25 protein-coding genes are annotated in these 23,400 nt (G+C 41.8%); all 25 read left to right on the top strand.

Features of this window, described 5'->3' with window-relative positions:
* Positions 1 to 34 precede the first annotated feature (34 nt).
* A complete protein-coding gene (locus tag AC25Y5_RS05075; protein WP_482100415.1) occupies positions 35 to 373 on the top strand; it encodes a putative DNA-binding protein in 339 nt (112 codons plus the stop codon).
* Positions 374 to 385: 12 nt separating this feature from the next.
* Complete coding sequence (gene ffh, locus AC25Y5_RS05070) at positions 386 to 1,741, top strand: signal recognition particle protein (protein WP_488139383.1); 1,356 nt, start codon at positions 386 to 388, stop codon at positions 1,739 to 1,741.
* Between the two features lie 92 nt (positions 1,742 to 1,833).
* Positions 1,834 to 2,106, top strand: a complete 273-nt coding sequence (gene rpsP / locus AC25Y5_RS05065; RefSeq protein ID WP_482100417.1) for a 30S ribosomal protein S16 — start codon at positions 1,834 to 1,836, stop codon at positions 2,104 to 2,106.
* Between the two features lie 15 nt (positions 2,107 to 2,121).
* On the top strand, positions 2,122 to 2,355 hold the full coding sequence (locus AC25Y5_RS05060) for a KH domain-containing protein (protein ID WP_179391376.1): 234 nt from the start codon (positions 2,122 to 2,124) through the stop codon (positions 2,353 to 2,355).
* Positions 2,356 to 2,617: 262 nt separating this feature from the next.
* On the top strand, positions 2,618 to 3,133 hold the full coding sequence (gene rimM / locus AC25Y5_RS05055; protein WP_482100418.1) for a ribosome maturation factor RimM: 516 nt from the start codon (positions 2,618 to 2,620) through the stop codon (positions 3,131 to 3,133).
* A complete protein-coding gene (gene trmD, locus AC25Y5_RS05050) occupies positions 3,133 to 3,876 on the top strand; it encodes a tRNA (guanosine(37)-N1)-methyltransferase TrmD (protein WP_488139557.1) in 744 nt (247 codons plus the stop codon). Before rimM ends, trmD begins: the two co-directional genes overlap by 1 nt.
* A 125-nt stretch (positions 3,877 to 4,001) precedes the next feature.
* Positions 4,002 to 4,346 carry a 50S ribosomal protein L19 gene (gene rplS, locus AC25Y5_RS05045; RefSeq protein ID WP_482100419.1) on the top strand — a complete coding sequence of 115 codons (345 nt, stop codon included), beginning with the start codon at positions 4,002 to 4,004 and terminating at the stop codon, positions 4,344 to 4,346.
* Positions 4,347 to 4,450: 104 nt separating this feature from the next.
* Positions 4,451 to 5,014, top strand: a complete 564-nt coding sequence (lepB, locus tag AC25Y5_RS05040) for a signal peptidase I (protein WP_488139382.1) — start codon at positions 4,451 to 4,453, stop codon at positions 5,012 to 5,014.
* Between the two features lie 17 nt (positions 5,015 to 5,031).
* The gene (gene ylqF / locus AC25Y5_RS05035) at positions 5,032 to 5,895 is read left to right on the top strand and encodes a ribosome biogenesis GTPase YlqF (protein WP_488139381.1); all 864 of its coding nucleotides are present in this window, start codon (positions 5,032 to 5,034) and stop codon (positions 5,893 to 5,895) included.
* Between the two features lie 336 nt (positions 5,896 to 6,231).
* The gene (gene rnhB, locus AC25Y5_RS05030; protein WP_488139380.1) at positions 6,232 to 7,023 is read left to right on the top strand and encodes a ribonuclease HII; all 792 of its coding nucleotides are present in this window, start codon (positions 6,232 to 6,234) and stop codon (positions 7,021 to 7,023) included.
* Positions 7,020 to 8,987, top strand: coding sequence for a hypothetical protein (locus tag AC25Y5_RS05025; protein WP_488139379.1), 1,968 nt, complete (start codon positions 7,020 to 7,022; stop codon positions 8,985 to 8,987). Before rnhB ends, AC25Y5_RS05025 begins: the two co-directional genes overlap by 4 nt.
* Complete coding sequence (locus AC25Y5_RS05020) at positions 8,984 to 9,268, top strand: EscU/YscU/HrcU family type III secretion system export apparatus switch protein (RefSeq protein WP_488139378.1); 285 nt, start codon at positions 8,984 to 8,986, stop codon at positions 9,266 to 9,268. The genes AC25Y5_RS05025 and AC25Y5_RS05020 overlap by 4 nt, the downstream gene beginning before the upstream one ends.
* Positions 9,269 to 9,390: 122 nt before the next feature.
* Entirely contained in the window at positions 9,391 to 10,551 is a 1,161-nt protein-coding gene (gene sucC, locus AC25Y5_RS05015; protein WP_482103940.1) for an ADP-forming succinate--CoA ligase subunit beta, read from the top strand.
* 18 nt (positions 10,552 to 10,569) lie between these two features.
* Positions 10,570 to 11,472, top strand: coding sequence for a succinate--CoA ligase subunit alpha (gene sucD / locus AC25Y5_RS05010; protein ID WP_488139377.1), 903 nt, complete (start codon positions 10,570 to 10,572; stop codon positions 11,470 to 11,472).
* A 65-nt stretch (positions 11,473 to 11,537) separates the two neighbouring features.
* Positions 11,538 to 12,425, top strand: a complete 888-nt coding sequence (gene dprA, locus AC25Y5_RS05005) for a DNA-processing protein DprA (RefSeq protein WP_488139376.1) — start codon at positions 11,538 to 11,540, stop codon at positions 12,423 to 12,425.
* Between the two features lie 114 nt (positions 12,426 to 12,539).
* Positions 12,540 to 14,612, top strand: coding sequence for a type I DNA topoisomerase (gene topA, locus AC25Y5_RS05000; RefSeq protein WP_488139375.1), 2,073 nt, complete (start codon positions 12,540 to 12,542; stop codon positions 14,610 to 14,612).
* A 298-nt stretch (positions 14,613 to 14,910) separates the two neighbouring features.
* A complete protein-coding gene (trmFO, locus tag AC25Y5_RS04995; protein ID WP_488139374.1) occupies positions 14,911 to 16,221 on the top strand; it encodes an FADH(2)-oxidizing methylenetetrahydrofolate--tRNA-(uracil(54)-C(5))-methyltransferase TrmFO in 1,311 nt (436 codons plus the stop codon).
* 307 nt (positions 16,222 to 16,528) lie between these two features.
* Positions 16,529 to 17,428, top strand: a complete 900-nt coding sequence (gene xerC / locus AC25Y5_RS04990) for a tyrosine recombinase XerC (protein ID WP_482100431.1) — start codon at positions 16,529 to 16,531, stop codon at positions 17,426 to 17,428.
* 9 nt (positions 17,429 to 17,437) lie between these two features.
* On the top strand, positions 17,438 to 17,983 hold the full coding sequence (gene hslV, locus AC25Y5_RS04985; RefSeq protein WP_488139556.1) for an ATP-dependent protease subunit HslV: 546 nt from the start codon (positions 17,438 to 17,440) through the stop codon (positions 17,981 to 17,983).
* Complete coding sequence (gene hslU / locus AC25Y5_RS04980; RefSeq protein ID WP_488139555.1) at positions 17,983 to 19,380, top strand: ATP-dependent protease ATPase subunit HslU; 1,398 nt, start codon at positions 17,983 to 17,985, stop codon at positions 19,378 to 19,380. The genes hslV and hslU overlap by 1 nt, the downstream gene beginning before the upstream one ends.
* Before the next feature lie 85 nt (positions 19,381 to 19,465).
* Positions 19,466 to 20,242, top strand: a complete 777-nt coding sequence (gene codY, locus AC25Y5_RS04975; protein WP_482100432.1) for a GTP-sensing pleiotropic transcriptional regulator CodY — start codon at positions 19,466 to 19,468, stop codon at positions 20,240 to 20,242.
* Positions 20,243 to 20,541: 299 nt separating this feature from the next.
* Positions 20,542 to 20,934: a flagellar basal body rod protein FlgB gene (gene flgB, locus AC25Y5_RS04970; protein ID WP_488139373.1), complete on the top strand. Its 393-nt coding sequence runs from the start codon at positions 20,542 to 20,544 to the stop codon at positions 20,932 to 20,934.
* A gap of 2 nt (positions 20,935 to 20,936) precedes the next feature.
* Complete coding sequence (gene flgC, locus AC25Y5_RS04965; protein ID WP_488139372.1) at positions 20,937 to 21,398, top strand: flagellar basal body rod protein FlgC; 462 nt, start codon at positions 20,937 to 20,939, stop codon at positions 21,396 to 21,398.
* A gap of 75 nt (positions 21,399 to 21,473) precedes the next feature.
* On the top strand, positions 21,474 to 21,731 hold the full coding sequence (fliE, locus tag AC25Y5_RS04960) for a flagellar hook-basal body complex protein FliE (RefSeq protein ID WP_482100612.1): 258 nt from the start codon (positions 21,474 to 21,476) through the stop codon (positions 21,729 to 21,731).
* A gap of 62 nt (positions 21,732 to 21,793) precedes the next feature.
* Complete coding sequence (fliF, locus tag AC25Y5_RS04955; protein ID WP_488139371.1) at positions 21,794 to 23,386, top strand: flagellar basal-body MS-ring/collar protein FliF; 1,593 nt, start codon at positions 21,794 to 21,796, stop codon at positions 23,384 to 23,386.
* The last annotated feature ends 14 nt before the right edge of the window (positions 23,387 to 23,400 follow it).

The following is a 23,400-nucleotide window of genomic DNA, read 5'->3' as shown; positions in this document are numbered from 1 at the left end:
ATGGCTTAGGAAGACAAGCGGGGAGGCAGAGCCTATGACGCTTGCAAAAACGACACGCATCAACTTCCTCTTCGATTTTTATCAGTCGCTTTTGACTGATAAACAGAGACTTTATATGCAGCTTTATTATTTGGAAGACCTTTCACTTGGTGAGATTGCGGGGGAATACGGCGTATCACGTCAAGCTGTTTATGACAACGTCCGCCGAACTGAAGCAATGCTCGAAGACTACGAAATGAAGTTGAACTTATTTTCGAAATTCCAGAAGCGAGCAGAAATTGTGGATTCTCTTGAAGAGCTCGTAACCGATGATAATGATGAAAAATCGGAAACAATCAGGGAATTATTAATCGCAATAAAAGATAATGAGTAGGAGGCTCTGTGCATGGCATTTGAAGGATTAGCCCAGCGCCTGCAAGGGACGCTACAGAAGATTAAGGGCAAAGGAAAGATTGATGAAACTGACGTTAAGGAAATGATGCGTGAAGTACGTTTTGCGCTAATTGAAGCTGACGTCAACTTAAAAGTGGTCAAAGAGTTTGTGAAAACCGTCAGCGAACGTGCTGTCGGACAAGACGTTATGAAAAGTCTTACACCCGGTCAGCAAGTTGTCAAAATCGTTAAAGATGAATTGACGAATCTGATGGGTGGCGAACAGAACCCAATCCAATTTGCGAGAAAATCACCGACAGTTATTATGATGGTTGGTTTGCAAGGAGCTGGGAAAACGACCACTACTGGGAAATTGGCGAGTGTTCTTCGAAAGCGTCACAATAAAAAGCCACTTCTTGTTGCGGCAGACGTTTATAGACCGGCTGCAATTCAGCAGTTGGAAACACTCGGAAAACAATTGACGATGCCTGTATTTGCACTTGGAACAGACATTTCACCTGTTGAAATTGTCCGCCAGGCGCTTGCAGAGGCGGAGAAAGAACACCATGATGTCGTTATCATCGATACAGCAGGAAGGCTGCATGTCGATGAAGTTCTGATGCAGGAACTTAAGGATATCCGTGAACTCAGTACTCCGGACGAAGTATTCTTAGTTGTCGATGCGATGACGGGTCAAGATGCTGTCAATGTTGCCAAAAGTTTTGATGATACGGTAGGTATTACAGGTGTTATTTTGACAAAACTTGATGGGGATACCAGAGGCGGAGCTGCGCTTTCAATTCGTGCTGTTACAGAAAAACCGATTAAGTTTGTCGGAATGGGCGAGAAAATGGATGCGCTTGAACCATTTCATCCGGAGCGTATGGCGTCGCGAATTCTCGGTATGGGAGACGTCATGTCTCTCATTGAAAAGGCTCAGGAGAACGTTGACGAAGAGAAGTCGAAGGAACTTGAAGAAAAGTTCAGGACACAGTCATTTACACTGGATGATTTCCTTGATCAACTTCAGCAAGTGAAGAAGATGGGGCCACTCGACGAACTATTGAAAATGATGCCTGGCGCCAATAAAATCAAAGGTCTAGAAAATGCCAAAGTAGATGAAGGTCAAATGGGACGCGTTGAAGCGGTCATTCAATCGATGACGAAAAATGAGCGCAATACACCTGAAATCATTAATGCAAATCGCCGCAAGCGAATTGCAAAAGGTTCAGGAACAAGCATTCAAGACGTCAATCGGCTATTAAAGCAATTCGAAGACATGAAAAAAATGGTGAAACAAATGTCCGGCATGCAACAAAAAGGTAAAAAGAAGATGAAAATGCCTGGATTAGATTCGTTTTTCAAATAAAATTCAAGGTGTTAAGAAAAAACACTTTACAAACAACAGAAAGCTTGATAATATACTATCTTGTGTGAAACTATTCGGAGGTGCAAGTAAAAATGTCAGTAAAAATTCGTCTTAAACGTATGGGAGCAAAGAAAACTCCTTTCTATCGTATTGTTGTAGCAGATTCACGTTCACCACGTGATGGTCGTCAAATCGAAACAGTTGGTACTTACAACCCGCTTACAAAACCGGCTGAAGTACTAATCAACGAAGAGCTAGCTCTTCAATGGTTACAGAATGGTGCTAAACCTTCTGATACAGTCCGTAACCTGTTTTCCGATAAAGGCATCATGGAAAAATACCATAACGCTAAACACGGTAAATAATCAGGAGGGGTGCACATGAAGCAGCTGATTGAAACAATCGTCAAACCGTTAGTCGATTATCCTGGAGATGTCCGGGTAGCGATGGATGAACATGATAACCGTGTCATTTATAAACTATCCGTCAACCCCGAAGATATGGGAAAAGTTATCGGAAAGCAGGGACGTGTTGCGAAAGCGATACGCACCATTGTTTATTCAGCAGCAGGCAGTCACCACGGCAAAAAGGTTTATATCGATATTATAGATTGATATAGAAAGGGAGGGAGCTCAGGTTCCTTCCTTTTTTGTCTAAGTTATTAATTGAATAATTATAAATTGTTAGGAAATAGTAGTTTGTAGACACAAAGTTTTTTTAGGCTAGGTGTCAAAAGCGCAGTTCATATGTAAGCAAACGTATCTCGCTTAGTTGCGATACGGTTCCGCGAACGTGGACTCTATCCCCTGACCTGTCTAATGCCTGTCGTGTTTGAGCAGGCACTTTTCTCTTCTTATATAAAGGATGGTGCAATATATGCAATGGTTTAATGTTGGTACAATTGTAAATACACACGGTATCCGTGGAGAAGTCCGTGTCGTTTCGCGTACTCATTTTCCGGAGGAGCGTTATACGATCGGAAACAAGCTGGCCTTGTTCATGCCGGACAGCAAAGCACCTATCTATTTGACTGTTGCCAGTCACAGACAACATAAGAACTTCGATCTGTTAACATTTGAAAATCATCCGAATCTTAATGATGTCGAAAAGTATCGTAGCGGTATTTTTAAAATACCTGAAAACGAGCTTGGTGATTTAGATGAAAACGAATTCTACTATCACGAAATTATCGGCTGTTCAGTGTTCACAACTGAAGGTACTGACATCGGTAAAGTGACGGAGATTCTTGAAACCGGTGCGAATGATGTATGGACGGTGATACCTGAAAAAGGGAAGCCACACTATATTCCATACATTGAAGACATCGTCAAAGAAATAGATATAGACAATAAAAAAATCATCATTGATCCAATGGAAGGGCTTCTTTCATGATGAAAATAGATGTCCTTTCACTGTTTCCGGAAATGTTTGAAGGCGTTCTCCATTCCTCAATCATGAAAAAGGCTCAGTCAAATGATGCAGTAACCTTTGGTGTAACCGATTTTCGGGACTATTCTACAAACAAGCACCATAAAGTTGATGATTATCCATATGGTGGAGGAGCGGGGATGGTCCTTAAACCGGAACCGCTCTTTGCCGCAGTCGAAGCGATTTCAGAAGGCCTTGAAAAGCCTCCCCGTGTTATTCTGATGTGTCCTCAGGGAGAACGATTTACACAGAAGAAAGCGGAAGAACTATCAGCTGAAGAGCATATTGTGTTCATATGCGGGCATTATGAGGGGTATGATGAGCGGATACGCCAGCATCTTGTGACGGACGAGTTATCCATCGGAGACTTCGTTCTGACAGGCGGCGAGATTGCTGCAATGGCTGTGATTGATAGTGTAGTGCGCCTGTTACCGAATGTCCTTGGCAATGTGGATTCTCCTGTGCTGGATTCGTTTTCAACAGGTTTGCTTGAACATCCTCAATATACAAGACCCTCTAATTTTAATGGCATGGAAGTACCGGCAGTATTGTTATCCGGAAACCATGCAGAAATCGATAAATGGCGTGAACAGCAGTCACTTATTCGCACGTTTGAGCGGAGAAAAGATTTGCTCAAAGACGCGCCACTTACAGACAATCAGCGCAAGTTCCTCAACCAACTTAATCGAGAAAAAGTAGACAGATGACCTTGCATCGATTTGACCTTTGTGGTATTATCTACTATGTGCTTCTATGTAAGTACATAATTACTGATGTTCCGCTGCAAAGGCAAGAAGTGCAAGAACTTCTGTGGATAGGGAGAGGTTAAATTATGCAACATATTATTTCAGAAATTACTAAAGATCAGCTTCGTACTGATCATCCATCATTCCGTGCAGGAGATACAGTTCGTTTGCACGTGAAAATTGTAGAGGGAACGCGTGAGCGTATTCAGCTATTCGAAGGAATTGTTATCAAACGTCGTGGAGGCGGAATCAGTGAAACTTTCACAGTCCGTAAAATCTCCAATGGTGTAGGTGTTGAACGTACATTCCCTGTAAACACACCTAAAATTGCTATACTTGAAGTAACACGCCGTGGTAAAGTACGCCGTGCGAAGTTGTATTACCTTCGCAGTCTGCGCGGAAAAGCTGCACGTATCAAAGAACTTCGATAAACAAAAGCGAAAACCCAGGAGGCCAACAAACGGCCTCCTTTCTTTTTGCCTCAAAATTGAATAGACTGTACAATAAGGACAGAAATACGCAGGAGGCTCAGCCGATGAATGAAGAGAAAAAGAAGAAGAATGAAACGTGGGAATGGGCGAAAGCGCTTTTAATCGCATTCGGACTTGCAGCAATTATCAGGGTGTTCCTCTTTACGCCGATTGTTGTTGATGGGGTATCGATGATGCCGACGCTCGAAAATGGTGATCGGATGATTGTAAATAAGATTGGATACACAATTGGTGAACCGAAGCGTTTTGATATCGTGGTGTTCCATGCGCCTGAAGAAAAAGATTATATAAAAAGAGTAATCGGACTTCCTGGTGATGAAGTGGAATATCAGGACGACATTTTATATATTAATGGAGAGCCTATTGAAGAGCCGTATCTCGATCAATACAAGGCGGAAGTCCCGGACAGTCCATTGACTGGAGATTTCACGCTTGAAGAGACGCCAGTCGGCAGTATAACGGTTCCTGCAGACCATGTATTTGTCATGGGGGACAACAGAAGAAAAAGTAAAGACTCCAGACATATTGGAGCTGTTTCAATCGATGAAATTATCGGTAGTACAAAAATTGTCTTCTGGCCGGTTAAAGATTTCGGAATTATCAACTGACAGGAGGAACTTACAGCATGACAATTCAATGGTTTCCCGGACATATGGCAAAAGCACGACGCGAAGTAACTGAAAAATTGAAGCTGGTCGACATCGTCTTTGAGTTAATCGACGCTAGGCTTCCGCTCTCTTCAAGAAATCCGATGATTGACGAGGTTATTCATCAAAAGCCGAGGTTGTTAATTTTGAATAAGATGGACCTCGCAGACGAAAAGGAGACCGCACGCTGGATTCACTATTTCGAAACGCGCGGATTACGTACCGTTGCCATCAATTCGTTTGAAGGAAAAGGGCTTCAGACTGTTATTAAAGCTGCTAAAGAGATATTGGAACCGAAACTTGCAAGATTGCGTTCTAGGGGTATTCGTCCAGGCGCCATGCGAGCGATGATTGTTGGGATTCCGAATGTCGGAAAGTCGACCCTTATCAATCGACTTGCAAAGAAAAACATTGCCAAAACGGGCAATACACCAGGCGTTACGAAAGCGCAGCAATGGATTAAATACGAAAAAGAACTGGAACTTCTGGATACACCCGGTATTCTTTGGCCGAAATTCGAAGATAAAGAAGTTGGCTACAAACTTGCGCTGACAGGAGCTATTAAAGATACAATCGTCAATATGGAAGATTTGGCTGTATACGGCCTACGTTTTCTTGAAGCAAATTACCCCGATCGGCTGTCAGCTAGATATGGTTTGACAATGATAGGAGAAGAAATTCTTCCGGTCTTTGAGCAGATCGGATCTCTTCGTAAAGTTTATACAACTGGTGGAGAAATAGATCTTGATAAGGTAGCGGAGTTAATCGTGCGCGATATCCGAAATGAATACCTTGGAAAACTGACATTCGATTTTACATCACTTCAACCGCAAATGGATTAAGCCGATGCCGGCACGGAATTTACTTCCGCGGCAATCGGTTTTTTCTTTGTTTGGAATACTTATCTTTATTCAGCAGAAGACTCTCACCTCCATAGGAGGGAGATGAATGCGGTTTTGTTTTCCTGTACAGTGGGTGTTCAAACGCCTGCTGAAAAAAGATAAAGCCTCCGGCGGATTTCACAGATTTTGAAAGGAGTCAATCGAGCAAGCTCGATTCAAAATCTGGACGCAATTACGCCGAGGCGTAATTGATATATACTTGACCTGTGGATAACCATCACTAGCAACCGATATAATACAAAAGGAATGAATCGATAAAACGCTTATGAATGAAAGGTGATCACGTTGAAAACCATAAAGGATATTACAGAACTGCTAAAAACGGTTGGAGAACCGGAATTGTGGATGGAAGAACTGGAACTGGATTCAAGAATGGGTGTGCAAAATGCACTTAATCGTTGGAAGCGTCGTTATGAAAAAAGAAAAGTGATAGAGCAAGCGCATGCAGAGAAAAAAGCATTTGACATGTCTTACGCGCCGTTTGAGGGTGCTATGGTTGCAGGGGTGGATGAAGCGGGAAGAGGACCGTTAGCGGGTCCTGTGGTCACTGCAGCGGTCATTTTACCTCGAGAAACGCCTGAACTCATCGGGTTGGATGATTCAAAGGCCATTCCGAAGGCGGAACGGGAACGACTTGCGGAAAAGATTCGAAGTGTCGCTATCTCCTATTCAGCACATATTCAATCAGCTAAAACCATCGATGAAACAAATATTTACGCTGCGACAAGGGACTCCATGGAACGGGCTGTAAAAGGGTTGTCAATCAAACCTGATTTTGTCATTGCGGATGCAATGTCACTCGCTGTAAATTGTCCGACAGAGTCTGTTATAAAAGGCGATGCAAAGAGCTTGGCAATTGCGGCCGCTTCGATAATTGCAAAAACGACGAGAGATGCAATCATGGATGAAATACATAACGAATTTCCTATTTATAAATTTAATAAAAATGCCGGATATGGAACAGCAGAACATGTTTTAGCGCTTCAAATACATGGTCCAAGCAAACATCATCGTGCCAGTTTTGAACCTGTGAAATCAATGTTAAAAGACGGGAGGAAGAACGAATGAGTTTTCCAACTGCCGGAGTATCAATGTCGGGACAAGCGATGGTAGGAGATGCATCGAATAGACCATTCGTCTTAAATGAAGGCCAGATGTTTCATGGGCAAATAAAACAACTTTTCCCGGGACAAATGGCAGAAGTACAAATAGGCGGACAAAAGCTGTTCGCAAAACTTGAAGTGCCAATGAAAGCGGGCGATTCCTATTACTTTCAAGTAAATTCGGTAAAGCCTGAGTTACAACTTAAAATTATATCAGGACCCCTACAAGCGACAGAAGGGCAAGCTCGTCAACTTGGTGCACTCATGGACGCAATGCAAGTTCCAAAGACGCAAGAAATGCAATCCCTATTAACGTTTGTCTTGAAAAATAGAATTCCGATGAACAGAGGGAATCTGCTGGAATCGGAAGAATTACTGAAAGGTGTACCGACATCTGCCCGGAATGAGGCGCTGGCATCCATTCAGAAAATGCATGAACTGAAATTACCGTTTACAGAAAATAACTTCAGATCACTTTTAGGCGTTGAGACGAAAGAAGGCCTGCATAGCGTATTGCAGTCATTGAAAAATGCATTGGTTCTAGATAACGCATTAGCGCCTCAAGTTAAAGACGCCATACTCACAGCACTTGAAAAGATGGCTAAGCCTTTTGCACAGGCAACAGGCGGTTCTCTGCTAGGACAATCCATTGTGACGCTACTTGATCATGCCGCACCTGTTGAAAACCGTTTTGCTACACTGCAATTAATGAAAAGTGCAGGTATATTACCAGAACGGACGTCCCTTGCAAATTTACCACAAGTCCTCATTTCACTACTATCAGCTGAAAGAGTTGGCCAAGTTGGAGCGCAGGGTATTCCAACTGCAAATATGGCTGGGCAGGCTGCCACCACACCTCAACCTACCTCGTTGCCGTTACCCATCGTGCAGCAAGTAGTGACACTGCTTAAACAAGTTGAGGAGGCAAAACAACCAAATCAGCAGGTTCCGTTAGCTAGTTTGAAAGCATTGATTTTATCCGATACAGGAATGAATTTACAGCAAAAAAACTTACTTTCGGCAATTATCGACCGTGCTGTAAATGCACAGCCACCAGTCGAGTCAATGACAAAATTCGTTCAGGAATTCAGTCAGGGGTTTATACGTGTAAATGCAGAAAATACAATTGCTAATCCATTCCAATCTAGCACTCCAGCAGAGGACCCTAAAGAAGCACTACTAACATTACTGGGACGGCAAGGAACGGAAAAACTATCTGTACTTTTACGGGCGGCAGAACAGTCCGTCAATCCAGACATTCAAAAAGCGATACAAACAGCTGAAGTTAATGTTGCATCATTGATTGATGGGAAGGCCGTGAAGGACGCTTTGGAAACAGTGATGCGCTCACTCGGACTTAACTACGAAGCCAGGTTGCTCGGAAAAGAACCTGACTTTGGACGTCTTGCTGAATCTTTGAAGCCACAATTGCTTGCGCTTATGCATAATCCCTCTGCATCCGTTGCTCTTCGTGAGGCCGCAGAAACTGTCGTAATGAGGATGAATGGTCCTTTGTTGCAATCCGGGGAAAACGGAATCCAGCATCAGCTCGTTATGCAAGTACCGCTCGATTTTTTTGGTAAGCGTATTGAGGCGACATTACAGTGGAACGGACGCATGAAAGAGGACGGGAAAATTGACCCTGAATTTGCAAGGATCTTGTTTTATCTTGATCTTGCATCAATAAAAAAGACGGTAATCGATATGCATGTTCAAAATCGGATTGTATCGGTAACTATTTTTAATGCGGATGATGCGCTCAAGACAATTGGACCACCTCTTCAGCTAAAGTTGAAGGAAGGACTCGAGTCAGCGGGTTATAAACTATCAGGAGTCTTCTTTAAAAAGTTTACGGAAGAAGAAAAAACTGTACCTAAACAGAAAAGTCCATCAAAAGTTGATGGACAAGGAGTTGACTTTCGCATATGACTGAAGAATTGCATGTACGAAAAGAGGCTGTTGCCCTTTCATATGAACCATTCTCAGAGGGAGCACCAAAAGTGGTTGCGAAAGGGAAGGGTAAAATTGCTGAAAGTATATTGGAAAGGGCACTTGCCAATAACATTCCAATACAGGAGGATCCAAGTTTAGTCGAAATACTAGGACAGTTGAACGTCAATGAATCCATTCCGGAAGAGTTATATAAAGCGGTATCTGAGGTTTTTGCGTATATTTATCAGATTGACCGTAAACATGGAGTTGGTAAATGATTTGAGAAAGTTTCGACAAAATCAAACATTCGACACACAACTATGGACAATGTTTGACAAGTTTACTACAATGGATGAGGCAGTAAATTAAAAGAGTTAGAAGTTCGAATGGAGGATGTAAGATGAATATCCATGAATATCAAGGTAAACAGTTACTAAGAGAATACGGGGTAGCTGTTTCTAATGGCCTTGTTGCTTTCTCTCCTGAGGAAGCGGTAAAAGCTGCGAAGGAACTAGGTACAGACATTATCGTAGTAAAAGCGCAAATCCACGCAGGTGGCCGCGGGAAAGCAGGCGGAGTTAAGATTGCAAAAAATCTTGATGAAGTTCGTGCTTACGCAAAAGAATTGATTGGTAAGACACTTGTTACTCACCAAACAGGTCCTGAAGGTAAAGAGATTAAACGTCTACTTATCGAGGAAGGTTCCGACATTAAGAAAGAATATTATCTTGGACTAGTCCTTGATAGTGCTACAGATCGCGTAACACTTATGGGTTCTGAAGAAGGCGGAGTGGATATCGAGGAGGTTGCGGAAGCGACACCTGAAAAGATATTCAAAGAAGTCATTGACCCAGTTATCGGTTTAACTGGATTCCAAGCACGCCGCATGGCATATAACATGAATATCCCTACACACCTTGTAAACAAAGCTGCGAAATTTATGCTTGGACTTTATCAAGTATTCGTAGAAAAAGACGCATCCATCGTTGAAATTAACCCGCTAGTTGTAACAGCTGGTGACGATGTACTTGCTCTTGACGCGAAGTTCAACTTTGACGACAGTGCGCTATACCGTCACAAAGACATTCAAGAACTACGTGACTTTGATGAAGAGGATCCAAAAGAAATCGAAGCTTCGAAGTATGACCTTAGCTATATTTCCCTAGATGGTAGTATTGGCTGCATGGTTAACGGCGCAGGCCTTGCGATGGCTACAATGGATACAATCAACTACTACGGCGGATCACCTGCTAACTTCCTAGACGTTGGTGGCAGTGCGACAGCTGAAAAAGTTACTGAAGCATTCAAAATCATCCTTTCTGATAAAAATGTTAAAGGGATTTTCGTCAACATTTTCGGTGGTATCATGAAATGTGACGTTATCGCTGAAGGTGTTATTGTTGCGTCAAAAGAAGTTGGTCTTCAAGTACCACTTGTCGTTCGTCTAGAAGGTACAAATGTCGACTTAGGTAAAGCACTTTTGAATGAATCAGGTTTGAACATCATCGCTGCTGATACAATGGCAGACGGTGCTAAAAAGATTGTAGAACTAGTAGGTTAAGAAAGGCAGGGACAAACGATGAGTATTTTTATTAACAAAGATACAAAGGTTATCGTACAAGGAATTACAGGTGCTACGGCACTTTTTCATACAGAACAAATGCTTGAGTACGGAACGAAAATTGTTGGCGGAGTAACGCCTGGTAAAGGCGGAACAGAAGCAGCGGGAGTTCCTGTTTTCAATACAGTTGAAGAAGCTGTAAAAGCGACAGGCGCAAACGTTTCGGTTATTTATGTACCAGCTCCATTTGCTGCAGATGCAATTTTGGAAGCAGTAGAAGCTGAACTAGATATGACAATCTGTATTACAGAGCATATTCCAGTACTCGATATGGCAAAAGTGAAGCGCTACATGGAAGGCAAGAAAACACGTCTTGTCGGTCCAAACTGTCCGGGTGTTATTACGGCAGACGAATGTAAAATCGGTATCATGCCTGGCTACATTAATACAAAAGGTCATGTAGGCGTTGTTTCACGTTCTGGTACACTTACGTATGAAGCAGTACTTCAATTGACGAATGCTGGAATCGGACAGTCAACATCTGTTGGTATCGGCGGAGACCCTATCAATGGAACAAACTTCATCGATGTACTAAAAGAATTCAACGAAGACCCTGAGACATATGCGGTTGTTATGATCGGTGAAATCGGCGGAACTGCTGAAGAAGAAGCAGCCGAGTGGATTAAAGCGAATATGACGAAGCCTGTTGTTGGCTTTATCGGTGGTCAAACAGCTCCTGAAGGAAAACGTATGGGCCATGCTGGTGCCATTATTTCCGGTGGTAAAGGGACAGCTGCAGACAAAATCAAAGCGCTAAATGCTGCTGGGGTTGAAGTTGCGGACACTCCTTCTGTGATCGGTGAAACGTTAATTAAAGTTATTAAAGAAAAAGGTCTGTACGAAAGTTGTAAAACACACTAATATTAAAGATGCAGCGTGATTTATGCGCTGCATCTTTTTTTGTTATTTAATAAGGGAGGAATTCAATGGAACTGACAGATGCTGAAAAGCGATTGCTAGGGCTTCACTATGTATTTCCGGTACCTTTGAACAGATTAAACAGCCTTTACGAGATAGACCCCAATCTCGATAGATTATATGTTTACAAGGCTATTGAATTTGCTCAAATTTTGAATATCACTACGTCAAAAGCAAGCCAATTAAGAGGTAATTTGCTTCAAAATATGTCGACCCCCTACGAAAAGTTATATCAAAGGCATGCAATCACCGCCATTCCATTCTCACACCCCCTTTACCCTGACCAGTTGCGAATACTTATCGATCCCCCAGCAGTACTGTATATTAAAGGTGATCCAACGCTATTTGCCAACGCCCTTAATGTTGCAATTATTGGATCTCGAAAAGCAACAATTTATTCAAAAAGAGCAATGTCATTGATTGTGCCACCACTCGTAGAAAATAAGGCTGTTATTGTATCCGGACTTGCGATGGGTGCTGATACGATGGCTCATGAAGCTGCAATTGAATTTGGTGGAAAAACCATAGCTGTACTAGGCCATGGATTATTGCACCTGTATCCGAAAGAAAATCGATTGCTTGCGGAGAAAATAGCGGCTGAACATCTCCTAGTTACAGAGTATCCACCTTACGTAAGTCCTGAACGTTGGACATTTCCGATGCGGAATCGAATCATAAGCGGTTTAGCTGATGCAGTTGTAGTAACAGAATCCGCAGATAAAAGTGGAACGATGAGCACAGTCGAGCATGCGCTTGATCATGGGAAAGATATCTATGCCGTTCCCGGTCCTATCACATCATCATTATCGGCAGGGCCGAATAAGTTGCTAGATGAGGGCGCAAAACCGGTCTGGAATGGATTTCAAATCGTCGAATCGCTAGTTTTAAAGAATTGAAAAAACACCTTTTCCTCTAAAAAGTTTGCATTAATTCGAAATCTGGTATACATTTTGCAACAGATATTCTTTTGAGGAATAAATATGGAACCTCTTTAAGGAGGCAGACACTTAATGGCAGACTACCTAGTAATTGTAGAGTCACCCGCAAAGGCGAAAACGATCGAGCGTTATCTCGGAAAGAAATATAAAGTGCGTGCATCACTTGGTCACTTACGCGATTTACCGCGCAGCCAGATGGGTGTAGATACCGAAAATAATTATGAACCGAAGTACATTACGATCCGTGGCAAAGGCCCGATTCTTCAAGAATTGAAAAAAGAAGCTAAAAAAGCTAAAAAAATCTTTCTCGCAGCTGACCCAGATAGAGAAGGGGAAGCAATTGCTTGGCACTTAGCAAACCAACTCGGCGTAGATATTGAATCAGATTGCCGTGTTGTATTCAATGAAATAACAAAAGAAGCGATTAAAGAATCCTTTAAAAATCCACGTCCCATCGATATGGATCGCGTAGATGCTCAACAGGCACGTCGTATATTGGACCGCCTGGTAGGCTATAACATAAGTCCGATCCTTTGGAAGAAAGTTAAAAAAGGTCTTTCCGCAGGACGCGTTCAATCTGTAGCGCTTCGTATGATTATCGATAGAGAAAATGAAATCAATGCGTTCGTACCTGAAGAGTATTGGAGTATTTCGGCTCAATTTGAAAAAGATGATACTTCATTTGAAGCGGAGTTTTTTGGCGATTCAAAGAAAAAAGTGAAACTGACAGACAAGAAACAAGTCGATGCCATTCTAAGTCAATTAGAAGGAGATAAATTCGATATTGGGAAAGTCGTGAAAAAAGAACGTAAACGAAATCCGGCACTGCCGTTCACAACTTCGTCCTTGCAACAGGAAGCGGCTAGAAAGCTGAACTTCCGAGCGAAAAAGACAATGATGCTTGCCCAGCAACTATATGAAGGTATCAACCTCGGAAAAGAAGGACAAGTCGGTCTTATAACTTATATGAGAACTGACTCAACTAGAATTGCCGATAGTGCTAAAGAAGAAGCAAAATCATTCATCGAAACAATGTATGGAAAAGAGTTTGTTGCAACATCTAAGCCAGCAGCAAAAAGTACTGCAAAAACGCAGGACGCACACGAGGCGATACGCCCGACGTCAGTCATGCGACCACCAGCTGCGATGAAAACGGTGTTGTCCCGCGATCAACTGCGTCTCTATAAACTGATTTGGGAGCGACTTGTTGCTAGTCAGATGGCTCCAGCGGTACTTGATACAGTCGCTGTTGACCTTGTGAACGGTGAAGTCCGCTTCAGGGCAAATGGATCACAAGTGAAATTCCAAGGATTTATGAAAGTGTATGTTGAAGGTAATGACGATAAAGAAGAGGAGAAAGACCGTATCCTCCCGCCCCTCGAAGAAGGGGAACAAGTGAAGTTTAGTGAAATTGACCCCAAACAGCACTTTACTCAACCGCCTCCGAGGTATTCGGAAGCAAGATTGGTTAAAACGCTCGAGGAGCAGGGAATAGGTCGTCCGTCCACGTACGCACCGACACTCGACACAATTCAAAAACGCGGATATGTGACACTGGATGCGAAGAGATTTATTCCGACAGAGCTTGGCGGGATAGTCCATCAGGCAGTAAATCAATACTTCCCAAATATTATTGACCTTGAATTTACAGCGCAAATGGAAAAAGAACTTGATAACGTTGAACACGGCCAGACAAAATGGGTCGAAGTAATTGATAATTTTTATGGGGATTTTGAAAAGCATGTGCAAGTTGCAGATGCTGAGATGGAAAAAATTGAAATCAAAGACGAGCCTGCAGGTGAAGATTGTGAGAAATGCGGTTCGGCTATGGTATACAAATTAGGCCGTTATGGGAAATTCATGGCATGTTCGAATTTTCCGGAATGCCGTAATACGAAAGCGATTATCAAACCCATCGGCGTCACTTGCCCATCTTGTAAAGAAGGACAAGTCGTCGAACGAAAAAGCAAAACGAAGCGTATATTTTACGGATGCGATCAGTACCCCGAATGTGAATATGTTTCATGGGATAAGCCGGTTTCAAGACCTTGTCCAAAATGTGAAAACACGTTAGTTGAAAAGAAATCGAAAAAAGGCGTTCAGATTCAATGTACAGAATGTGACTACAAAGAAGATACGCAATAATAAAGAAAAGTGGAAGGCGTCGTTTAGATGCGGTAGACATAAGATGGATTGTCCTAGCGGCGTTCTTTGCCGCTTGGGCGAGCCAGCTTATGACCGAGCATATGACGCCTGGAACTAGACAATAAAGAAAAGTGGAAGGCATCGTTTAGATGCGGTAGACATAAGACGGGCTGGCGAAGCAGCGCCCTTTGCTGCACAGCCGGAACGACGACGTACCGGTGAACTTTCCGGTATGCTTATGGCCGAGCATCTGACGCCTGGAACTCAACAATAACAACTTAGAAGAGAAGGTGAAGGTATGACACCCATCGTAAATGTGATAGGCGCAGGCCTCGCTGGGAGTGAGGCTGCATGGCAAATCGCCAGTCGTGGTGTAAATGTACGTTTATATGAAATGCGTCCGGTAAAACAGACGCCAGCGCACCATACAGACAAATTTGCTGAACTGGTGTGCAGTAACTCACTGCGCGCAAACAATCTGACGAATGCAGTAGGTATTATTAAAGAAGAGATGAGAATGCTTGATTCACTGATTATTAGAGCAGCGGATGCTTGCTCGGTTCCTGCAGGGGGAGCATTGGCGGTTGACCGTCATGAATTTGCAGGAAAAGTAACAGAAACGATTCGAAATCATCCGCTCATCGAGGTTATTAATGAAGAAGTGACTGAACTACCAGAAGGCATTACTATCATTGCAACGGGTCCTTTGACGTCACCTGCACTCGCTGAAGAGATACGTAAACTAACAGGCGAAGACTATCTGTATTTCTACGACGCAGCAGCACCTATCATTGAAAAAGATTCAATTGATATGGATAAAGTATATTTGAAATCTAGATATGATAAAGGTGAAGCCGCTTATTTAAATTGTCCGATGAATGAGGAAGAGTTTGAACGATTTTATAATGCGCTTGTCGCAGCGGAAATCGTACCACTTAAGGAATTTGAAAAAGAGATTTATTTCGAAGGGTGTATGCCTGTTGAAGTAATCGCTCAAAGAGGTGCCAAAACACTTTTATTCGGTGCACTTAAACCAGTAGGGCTTGAACATCCGGAAACTGGAGAGCTTGCAAAAGCAGTTGTCCAGCTTCGTCAGGATGATGCGGCAGGTACATTATATAACATCGTGGGCTTTCAAACACATATGAAATGGGGCGCACAAAAGGAAGTTATCAATCTTATTCCTGGCTTGGAAAATGTTGAAATCGTTCGTTATGGTGTTATGCATCGGAACACTTTCATTAACTCACCCCGTGTGTTGGATGCGACTTATCAATTGAAAGCGAATCGTAATCTATTTTTCGCAGGCCAAATGACTGGTGTAGAAGGTTACGTCGAATCGGCAGGTTCGGGACTCATAGCAGGTATGAATGCCGCCAATTTGGCACTTGGAAATGAACCTATCACTTTCCCGCACGAAACAGCACTGGGTAGCATGGCGCGATACGTCACGGAAGCTAACCCGAATAATTTCCAACCGATGAACATTAACTTTGGTCTCTTCCCAGAACTTGATAAACGCGTTAAAACCAAAGTTGAAAGAGCAGAAAAGCATGCAGAGCGCGCTCTGAATGCAATTAGTGAATTTCAGACAGTCACACTAAGTTGATTTTAATTTATTAAGATTAGTGAAGTCATGGATGTGATCCGGGCTTCTTTTTTTTGCGGATATGAACAAATTGTGTCTAAAAGTAGAACAAATCGCAAGAGGTCAGACATCTTGGTGATAGATAGTTGCCGAATTAACGATATTTATTGTATAGTGAATCGTGGATGACTTTTGAATTCCTTAAGAAGTCATTATTTTACGTCTATTCATCAATTTGCTATAGTGTTTTGTGTGATATGTGTTATTATTCAAATGACTCGGAATAGTTTATCGGATTTAGGACTTTTTCATTCGAGGAGTGAAATGTATGACTGTACAACCTTCTATCATTCGTGATGAATACATTTCATATGTACGCCTGGAAAAAAACTATTCTTTTTATACAGTATTAGAGTATGAAAAAGATGTAGATGCCTTTCTGTCCTTTCTAGAAGTTGAGGGGATAGCAGATTTAAATGATGTCACGTATCCCGAAGCAAGGCTTTATGCGACGGAACTTTATGACAAGGGTTTATCGAGAGCATCGATTTCCAGAAAAGTATCTTCAATCCGTTCATTCTTCAAGTTTGCAAATGCCAGATATGAGATTAATGATATTGCATTCCGTTCACTCCACCATCCGAAGAAGGAAGATAGACTTCCGGCTTTTTTTTATGAAGAAGAACTGGAGCTGTTATTTTCGTCTTGTGATGGGCAGGATAAGAAGTCATTGCGTGACTATGCACTCTTGGAATTGCTTTATGCAACAGGCATACGCGTCAGTGAGTTAACTTCCATCAAGATACAGGATATAGATGACCATCTTGGCATCGTTCTGGTCATGGGAAAAGGTCGCAAAGAACGATATGTTCCGTTTGGTAGTTTTGCGCAATCCGCACTCGATGCTTATCGTGAGAAAAGCAGACTGGATTTGATGAAACAAAAAGAACATGACATGTTGTTCGTCAATTTGCGGGGAGATCCTTTGACTGACCGAGGTGTGCGTCATATCTTGAGCATGATGATGGAACGCGCATCACTCCACTCAAAGATTTATCCACATATGATTCGCCACTCTTTTGCAACTCATCTCTTGGCAGGAGGGGCTGACATGAGGACTGTTCAGGAACTTCTGGGACACAGTCACTTATCTTCAACGCAAGTGTATACACACATAACAAAAGAGCACTTAAGGAAAACATATATGAATACGCATCCGCGAGCATAGGAGGATGATCTGATGGAATTCCATGCAACTACAATTTTTGCAATTAATCATAATGGTGTAAGTGCCATGTCGGGTGATGGGCAAGTAACAGTAGGAAATGCAGTCGTTATGAAGCATACGGCAAAAAAAGTACGTAGAATATTTGGCGGTAAAGTGTTGGCAGGTTTTGCGGGATCCGTAGCAGACGCTTTTACACTATTTGAATTATTCGAAGCAAAGCTAACCGAGTACAATGGAAATCTTCAACGGGCCTCAGTAGAACTTGCTAAAGAATGGCGGGGCGACCGGATTCTTCGTAAACTTGAAGCGATGTTGCTTGTCATGGATAGCGAAACATTACTTCTAGTGTCGGGTACTGGTGAAGTGATTGAACCGGATGACGGAATTTTAGCAATCGGTTCTGGTGGTCATTATGCACTTGCTGCCGGAAGAGCATTGAAAAAATATAGCGGTCAATCACTGAACGCTGCTGAAATTGCACAAGCGGCGCTGGAGACGGCTGCAGAAATATGTGTCTTTACGAATGACCATATTATTGTGGAGGTGCTTGAATGATAAATAAAGTAGAGCTGACACCCAAAGAACTAACTGCGCATCTAGATAGATATATTATTGGGCAGGATAATGCGAAGAGGGCAGTGGCTGTTGCAATTCGTAACAGATACAGAAGAAGTCTTTTATTGGATGAAGAGAAAAATGAAATCATTCCAAAAAACATACTAATGATTGGTCCGACCGGTGTTGGGAAGACTGAAATCGCTAGACGCATTGCGAAACTTGTCAACGCGCCGTTCCTAAAAGTTGAAGCTACAAAGTTTACAGAAGTTGGCTATGTCGGACGTGATGTTGAATCGATGATAAGAGATTTAACTGAAGCAGGTGTGCGGATTGTTCGGGAAGAACAACGCGAAGCTGTGAAAGAGAATGCATCTATCCTTGCCGAAGAGCGTCTCATTGAACTTCTCGTTCCTGAAAAAAAGAAAATGGGTAATATACAAAATCCTTTTGAAATGCTGTTCGGGCAAAAAACAGAACTAGAAGAGCCGGATTATGCAGAAATGGCCGATGTGAAGCGTAAACGTTCTGATATCGCCGCGAGCCTTAAAGCGGGTGAACTTGAAGAGCAAATGGTTACGATTGAAATTTCTGCTCAGCAGCCATCCATGTTTGACAGCTTGCAAGGCTCGGGTATGGAACAAATGGGTGCAAATATGCAAGATGCTCTTTCTTCACTTATGCCGAAAAAGACAGTGAAGCGGAATTTGAAAGTAAAAGACGCTCGTATTGCACTCGAAGCGGAAGAGGCGGACAAACTCATTGATACTGATGAAATCGCTCGGCGTGCTATTGAATTGACAGAGCAGTCAGGGATCATCTTCATTGATGAGATGGACAAAATCGCAAGTCGGGGTGGAGGTAGTTCTTCAGCTGATGTTTCACGAGAAGGTGTACAACGAGATATTTTACCAATCGTTGAAGGGTCATCCGTCACTACTAAGTACGGAACTGTAAAAACGGACTTTATCCTATTCATTGCTGCGGGAGCTTTCCACATGTCAAAGCCCTCTGATATCATTCCAGAGCTGCAAGGCCGATTTCCAATCCGGGTTGAACTTGAAAAACTAACTAAAGATGATTTTATCCGTATTTTAAAAGAGCCAGACTTTTCATTAATCCGACAATACGAAAAACTACTTAATACAGAAGATGTCGTTTTAGACTTTACGGATGAAGCAATCAGTAGGCTTGCTGAAATCGCATTTGAAGTGAATGATTCGACAGAAAATATCGGAGCTAGACGCTTACATACGATTTTGGAGAAGTTACTTGAAGAATTATCGTTTGAAGCATCTGATATTGGACCTGCAACAATAAAAATAACACCTGCATATGTCGACGAAAAGTTGAAAGATATCGCAAAAAACAAAGATTTGTCACAATTTATCCTATAACGAAACATATTAGTTTATTTAATGATTGAAAACCTTTAGAATATTCTTTAAACGACAGCAATTACTTTGAGGAGGAAATATAAAAATGAATTTATTATCAAAAACACGCGAAATTAACGCAATGCTACAAGAATCAGCAGGAAAACCGGTAAACTTTAAAGAAATGGCTGAAAAACTCAGCTTTGTAATCGAATGTAACGCTTTTATCGTTAGTAGAAAAGGGAAATTGCTAGGTCTAGAAATTCATCATAAAATTGACAACGAACGCATGAAACAAATGTTCATCGATCGCAAATTTCCTGAAGAATATACGAATCGCTTGTTTGACGTGAGAGAGACATCTTCTAACCTTGATGTCCACAATACTCATTCAGTATTCCCAAATGAAAACCGAGAATTATTCAAAGACGGTTTGACGACAATTGTTCCTATCGTCGGTGGTGGTGAACGCCTTGGTACGCTTATCCTCGCAAGACTTAAAGATGACTTCCAAGATGACGACTTGATTCTTGCGGAGTATGGAGCAACTGTCGTAGGTATGGAAATTTTACGTGAAAAATCTGAGAAAATCGAAATTGAAGCACGCAGTAAAGCAGTCGTTCAAATGGCTATCAGTTCACTTTCTTACAGTGAACACGAAGCTATCGAACACATCTTCCATGAGCTTGACGGTAACGAAGGTTTGCTAGTGGCATCTAAAATTGCAGATCGCGTGGGGATTACTCGCTCGGTTATCGTAAATGCTTTGCGTAAACTTGAAAGTGCCGGCGTCATCGAATCTCGTTCACTTGGTATGAAAGGAACTTATATTAAAGTTCTTAACAATAAATTCCTAGAAGAACTCGAAAAACAAAAATCATAATTAACAATTAAATTCCAAGCACTTCTTTTGAAAAAGAGAAGTGCTTTTTTATTTGCACAAACAGGGTGCCGAAAGTGAGTATTGAAATTCAGATAAGGAAATGAATACATAGTAAATTATTTGAACTATTATTAAATTTATATATTGTAAATAGGGTTAAATGAACTACATATAGTGATGGCAAGAATCGACAAAATCCGATACAATAGTAGTAGCTATATTTATACTAAAATATAATCCAAATTATATAGATTTAGTATCACACTATTAGGGAATATATAGATTAAGAGGTGAGAAGATTGAATTTATTTGGAACGATGATTTCGCAATTGGAGCGGGGGTTGGAGTATTCTGCTACAAAAGGGAAAGTAATCTCGCAAAATATAGCAAATGTTGACACTCCAAATTACAAAGCGAAAGACGTCAGTTTTAAAGAAGTTTTCGATAAAGCGAGGGGTAATTCTCTAGAAGCCTACAGAACGGATAAAAGGCATATCGCTTTTAATACACCTACGACTCACCCTGGTGTTTTCAATTACTCAAATCTCCGCTATCGTCAAGATGGAAACGGTGTAGACATGGATAAAGAACAAGCAAATTTAGCATCGAATCAAATTTACTACAACGCAGTCGTCGATCGGATTAATGGAAAGTTTAGTACGTTACAAAACGTCATTAAAGGAGGTCGTTAACAATGACTATATTTCATAGTTTAAACACCTCTGCATCTGCATTAACTGCTCAACGTCTTAGGATGGATGTTATATCCTCGAATATGGCGAATGTAGATACAACACGCGGGAGAATGGTTGAGGGTGAATGGCAGCCCTACCGCCGTAAATCTGTTTCGTTTCAACCCCGGGAAGGACAGTTTTCATCAATGTTGAATGCGGCAATGGGAAAACAGGTAAAAGGATCAGCGGGATATGGTGTTACGGTTTCAACTATTAAAGAAGATACCGAAACGCCATTTAAGCTTGTTTTTGATCCTTCTCACCCTGATGCGAATGAAGACGGATATGTTTCGATGCCAAATGTTGACCCGTTACGTGAAATGATTGACCTAATGTCTGCGACACGTTCTTATGAAGCAAATGTAACGGTTATTAATGCAAATAAATCTATGCTCATGAAAGCACTTGAAATCGGTAAATGATAGTTTAGGAAGGATGATAAAAGAATGGCGATACAATCTGTTTTCAATCCAGTGCAGTCAGCAGGACTTTTAAAAATGGATACACAAATGAAGCCGACACCCAGTGAGGCGCAACAAAGCTTCGGGACTTTCTTGAAAGAGGCAATCCAAGAAGTAAATACGAAACAATATGAATCAGATTTGATGACAGAAAAACTTGTGCGTGGCGGAGATATTGAACTTCATGACGTCATGATAGCATCGCAGAAAGCATCGATTGCCTTAAATGCAACAATGGAAGTGCGGAATAAAGTAGTGGAAGCATATCAGGAAATTATCCGTATGCCTGTATGAATAAGTGACTCAGTCAAATTAAGTTGGATGTTCAAATTCCGTAAGCTGACCGGAGGAATACAATGAATGAAAGATTGGCGAAAATCAGAGCTGATATTCAGACGTTCTGGTTAAGTCGTACAAAAAAACAAAAAATAACCTATTTCGGTTCTGCTGCTGCAGTTATTATAATCGCTGCTATACTGACTTTCTTCCTATCAAGGACAGAATTTGTACCTCTGTATTCTGAAGTATCCCAATCTGAAATAGGACGGATAAAGGAACAGTTGGATAGCCAAGGCGTGCCAAGTGAAATTGCACCAGGTGGAACTTCAATACTCGTACCAAAAGAGCGTGTAGATGATTTACTGGTGTCGCTTGCCGCGGAAGGATTTCCAAACTCAGGAATGATAGATTATTCCTTTTTCGCGGAAAATGCAGGATTTGGAACAACGGACAATGAGTTTAATATGATTAAACTCGCTTCGATGCAAACGGAACTAGCTAACCTGATTAAAGGAATAGCAGGCGTTAAAGATGCTAAAGTCATGATTACCTTGCCAACGGAAAGTGTTTTCTTGAATGAAAGCACTCAACAGGCTAGTGCATCGATTGTTCTTAATACGGATGCTGGCCATCAGTTTAGCGAACCGCAGATCACTGCGTTATATAATCTCGTCTCGAAGAGTCTCCCAAATCTATCAACGGACGATATTGTTATAACAAACCAGTATTTCGAATACTTCGACTTGAAGACTACCGATAATCCATCCGGACCAAGTATTGCAGATCAAATGTCGGTCAAAAAGACAATAGAACGTGATTTACAACGACAAGTGCAGATGATGCTCGGAACAATGATGGGACAGGATAAAATTGTCGTCTCCGTAACAACGGATATTGATTTTCAAATTGAAAATAGGGAAGAGAATCTTGTGACACCTGTCGATGAAGAGAGTATGGAAGGAATCGCGCTCAGCGTCCAGCGTCTCACGGAGTCATTTACAGGGAATGGGCCAGTTGCAGGTGGCACTCCTGAAGCAGAAGATCCAACAGATAACGGTACTGGATTTGTGGAAGGTACATTTTCAAATGGAGATTATGAAAAGATAGAAGAAACGGTAAATAATGAAGTGAACCGAATTCGTAAAGAAATTGTTGAAAGTCCTTATAAAATTCGTGATATAGGAATTCAGGTCATGGTAGAACCGCCAGTAGCAGATGATGCAACATCCATGCCACCGGGTTTGCAAGAAGATGTCCAACGGATTCTTGAAACGATTATTAGAACGTCGATTGATAAAGAAGCGTCTGGAGATTTAACTGATGCAGAGTTGAATGACAAAATCGTTGTTTCTGTCCAACCCTTCAATGGCAAGATTACGGACTTCTCAGAGCCGAAATCTGTAATCCCTTGGTGGGTATATGTGATTGGTGTGTCATTGCTTGTTGTCATCGCAATTCTAGTCTTTGCCTTCTTCCAAAAACGGAGAAGAGCCGAAGAAATGGAAGATGAAATAATTATCGAAGAACAACTTGTATCATTTGATGTAAATGACATAAACACAGAGCTTGAAACAGAAGGAACTGTCCGTAGAAAACAACTGGAGAAGATGGCAAAAGAAAAACCGGAAGAGTTTGCCAAACTATTGCGAACATGGATAGCCGAGGAATGACGGAGGGATAAATT

It is taken from the genome of Sporosarcina sp. Y1011 (assembly GCF_057669885.1).
The sequence above is the reverse complement of the archived record's forward strand: the minus strand, read 5'-3'. Positions and strand labels throughout refer to the sequence as shown.

What these genes read in the sequence shown, in the direction of transcription:
- topA (WP_488139375.1), top strand. Translation starts at nt 12,540, where the DNA reads ATGGCAGACTACCTAGTAATTGTAGAGTCACCCGCAAAGGCGAAAACG.
- trmFO (WP_488139374.1), top strand. Translation starts at nt 14,911, where the DNA reads ATGACACCCATCGTAAATGTGATAGGCGCAGGCCTCGCTGGGAGTGAG.
- fliE (WP_482100612.1), top strand. Translation starts at nt 21,474, where the DNA reads ATGGATACACAAATGAAGCCGACACCCAGTGAGGCGCAACAAAGCTTC.
- AC25Y5_RS05020 (WP_488139378.1), top strand. Translation starts at nt 8,984, where the DNA reads ATGACTGAAGAATTGCATGTACGAAAAGAGGCTGTTGCCCTTTCATAT.
- rpsP (WP_482100417.1), top strand. Translation starts at nt 1,834, where the DNA reads ATGTCAGTAAAAATTCGTCTTAAACGTATGGGAGCAAAGAAAACTCCT.
- xerC (WP_482100431.1), top strand. Translation starts at nt 16,529, where the DNA reads ATGACTGTACAACCTTCTATCATTCGTGATGAATACATTTCATATGTA.
- trmD (WP_488139557.1), top strand. Translation starts at nt 3,133, where the DNA reads ATGAAAATAGATGTCCTTTCACTGTTTCCGGAAATGTTTGAAGGCGTT.
- fliF (WP_488139371.1), top strand. Translation starts at nt 21,794, where the DNA reads ATGAATGAAAGATTGGCGAAAATCAGAGCTGATATTCAGACGTTCTGG.
- ffh (WP_488139383.1), top strand. Translation starts at nt 386, where the DNA reads ATGGCATTTGAAGGATTAGCCCAGCGCCTGCAAGGGACGCTACAGAAG.
- rimM (WP_482100418.1), top strand. Translation starts at nt 2,618, where the DNA reads ATGCAATGGTTTAATGTTGGTACAATTGTAAATACACACGGTATCCGT.
- AC25Y5_RS05075 (WP_482100415.1), top strand. Translation starts at nt 35, where the DNA reads ATGACGCTTGCAAAAACGACACGCATCAACTTCCTCTTCGATTTTTAT.
- codY (WP_482100432.1), top strand. Translation starts at nt 19,466, where the DNA reads ATGAATTTATTATCAAAAACACGCGAAATTAACGCAATGCTACAAGAA.
- AC25Y5_RS05025 (WP_488139379.1), top strand. Translation starts at nt 7,020, where the DNA reads ATGAGTTTTCCAACTGCCGGAGTATCAATGTCGGGACAAGCGATGGTA.
- AC25Y5_RS05060 (WP_179391376.1), top strand. Translation starts at nt 2,122, where the DNA reads ATGAAGCAGCTGATTGAAACAATCGTCAAACCGTTAGTCGATTATCCT.
- lepB (WP_488139382.1), top strand. Translation starts at nt 4,451, where the DNA reads ATGAATGAAGAGAAAAAGAAGAAGAATGAAACGTGGGAATGGGCGAAA.
- sucC (WP_482103940.1), top strand. Translation starts at nt 9,391, where the DNA reads ATGAATATCCATGAATATCAAGGTAAACAGTTACTAAGAGAATACGGG.
- flgC (WP_488139372.1), top strand. Translation starts at nt 20,937, where the DNA reads ATGACTATATTTCATAGTTTAAACACCTCTGCATCTGCATTAACTGCT.
- rplS (WP_482100419.1), top strand. Translation starts at nt 4,002, where the DNA reads ATGCAACATATTATTTCAGAAATTACTAAAGATCAGCTTCGTACTGAT.
- ylqF (WP_488139381.1), top strand. Translation starts at nt 5,032, where the DNA reads ATGACAATTCAATGGTTTCCCGGACATATGGCAAAAGCACGACGCGAA.
- sucD (WP_488139377.1), top strand. Translation starts at nt 10,570, where the DNA reads ATGAGTATTTTTATTAACAAAGATACAAAGGTTATCGTACAAGGAATT.
- dprA (WP_488139376.1), top strand. Translation starts at nt 11,538, where the DNA reads ATGGAACTGACAGATGCTGAAAAGCGATTGCTAGGGCTTCACTATGTA.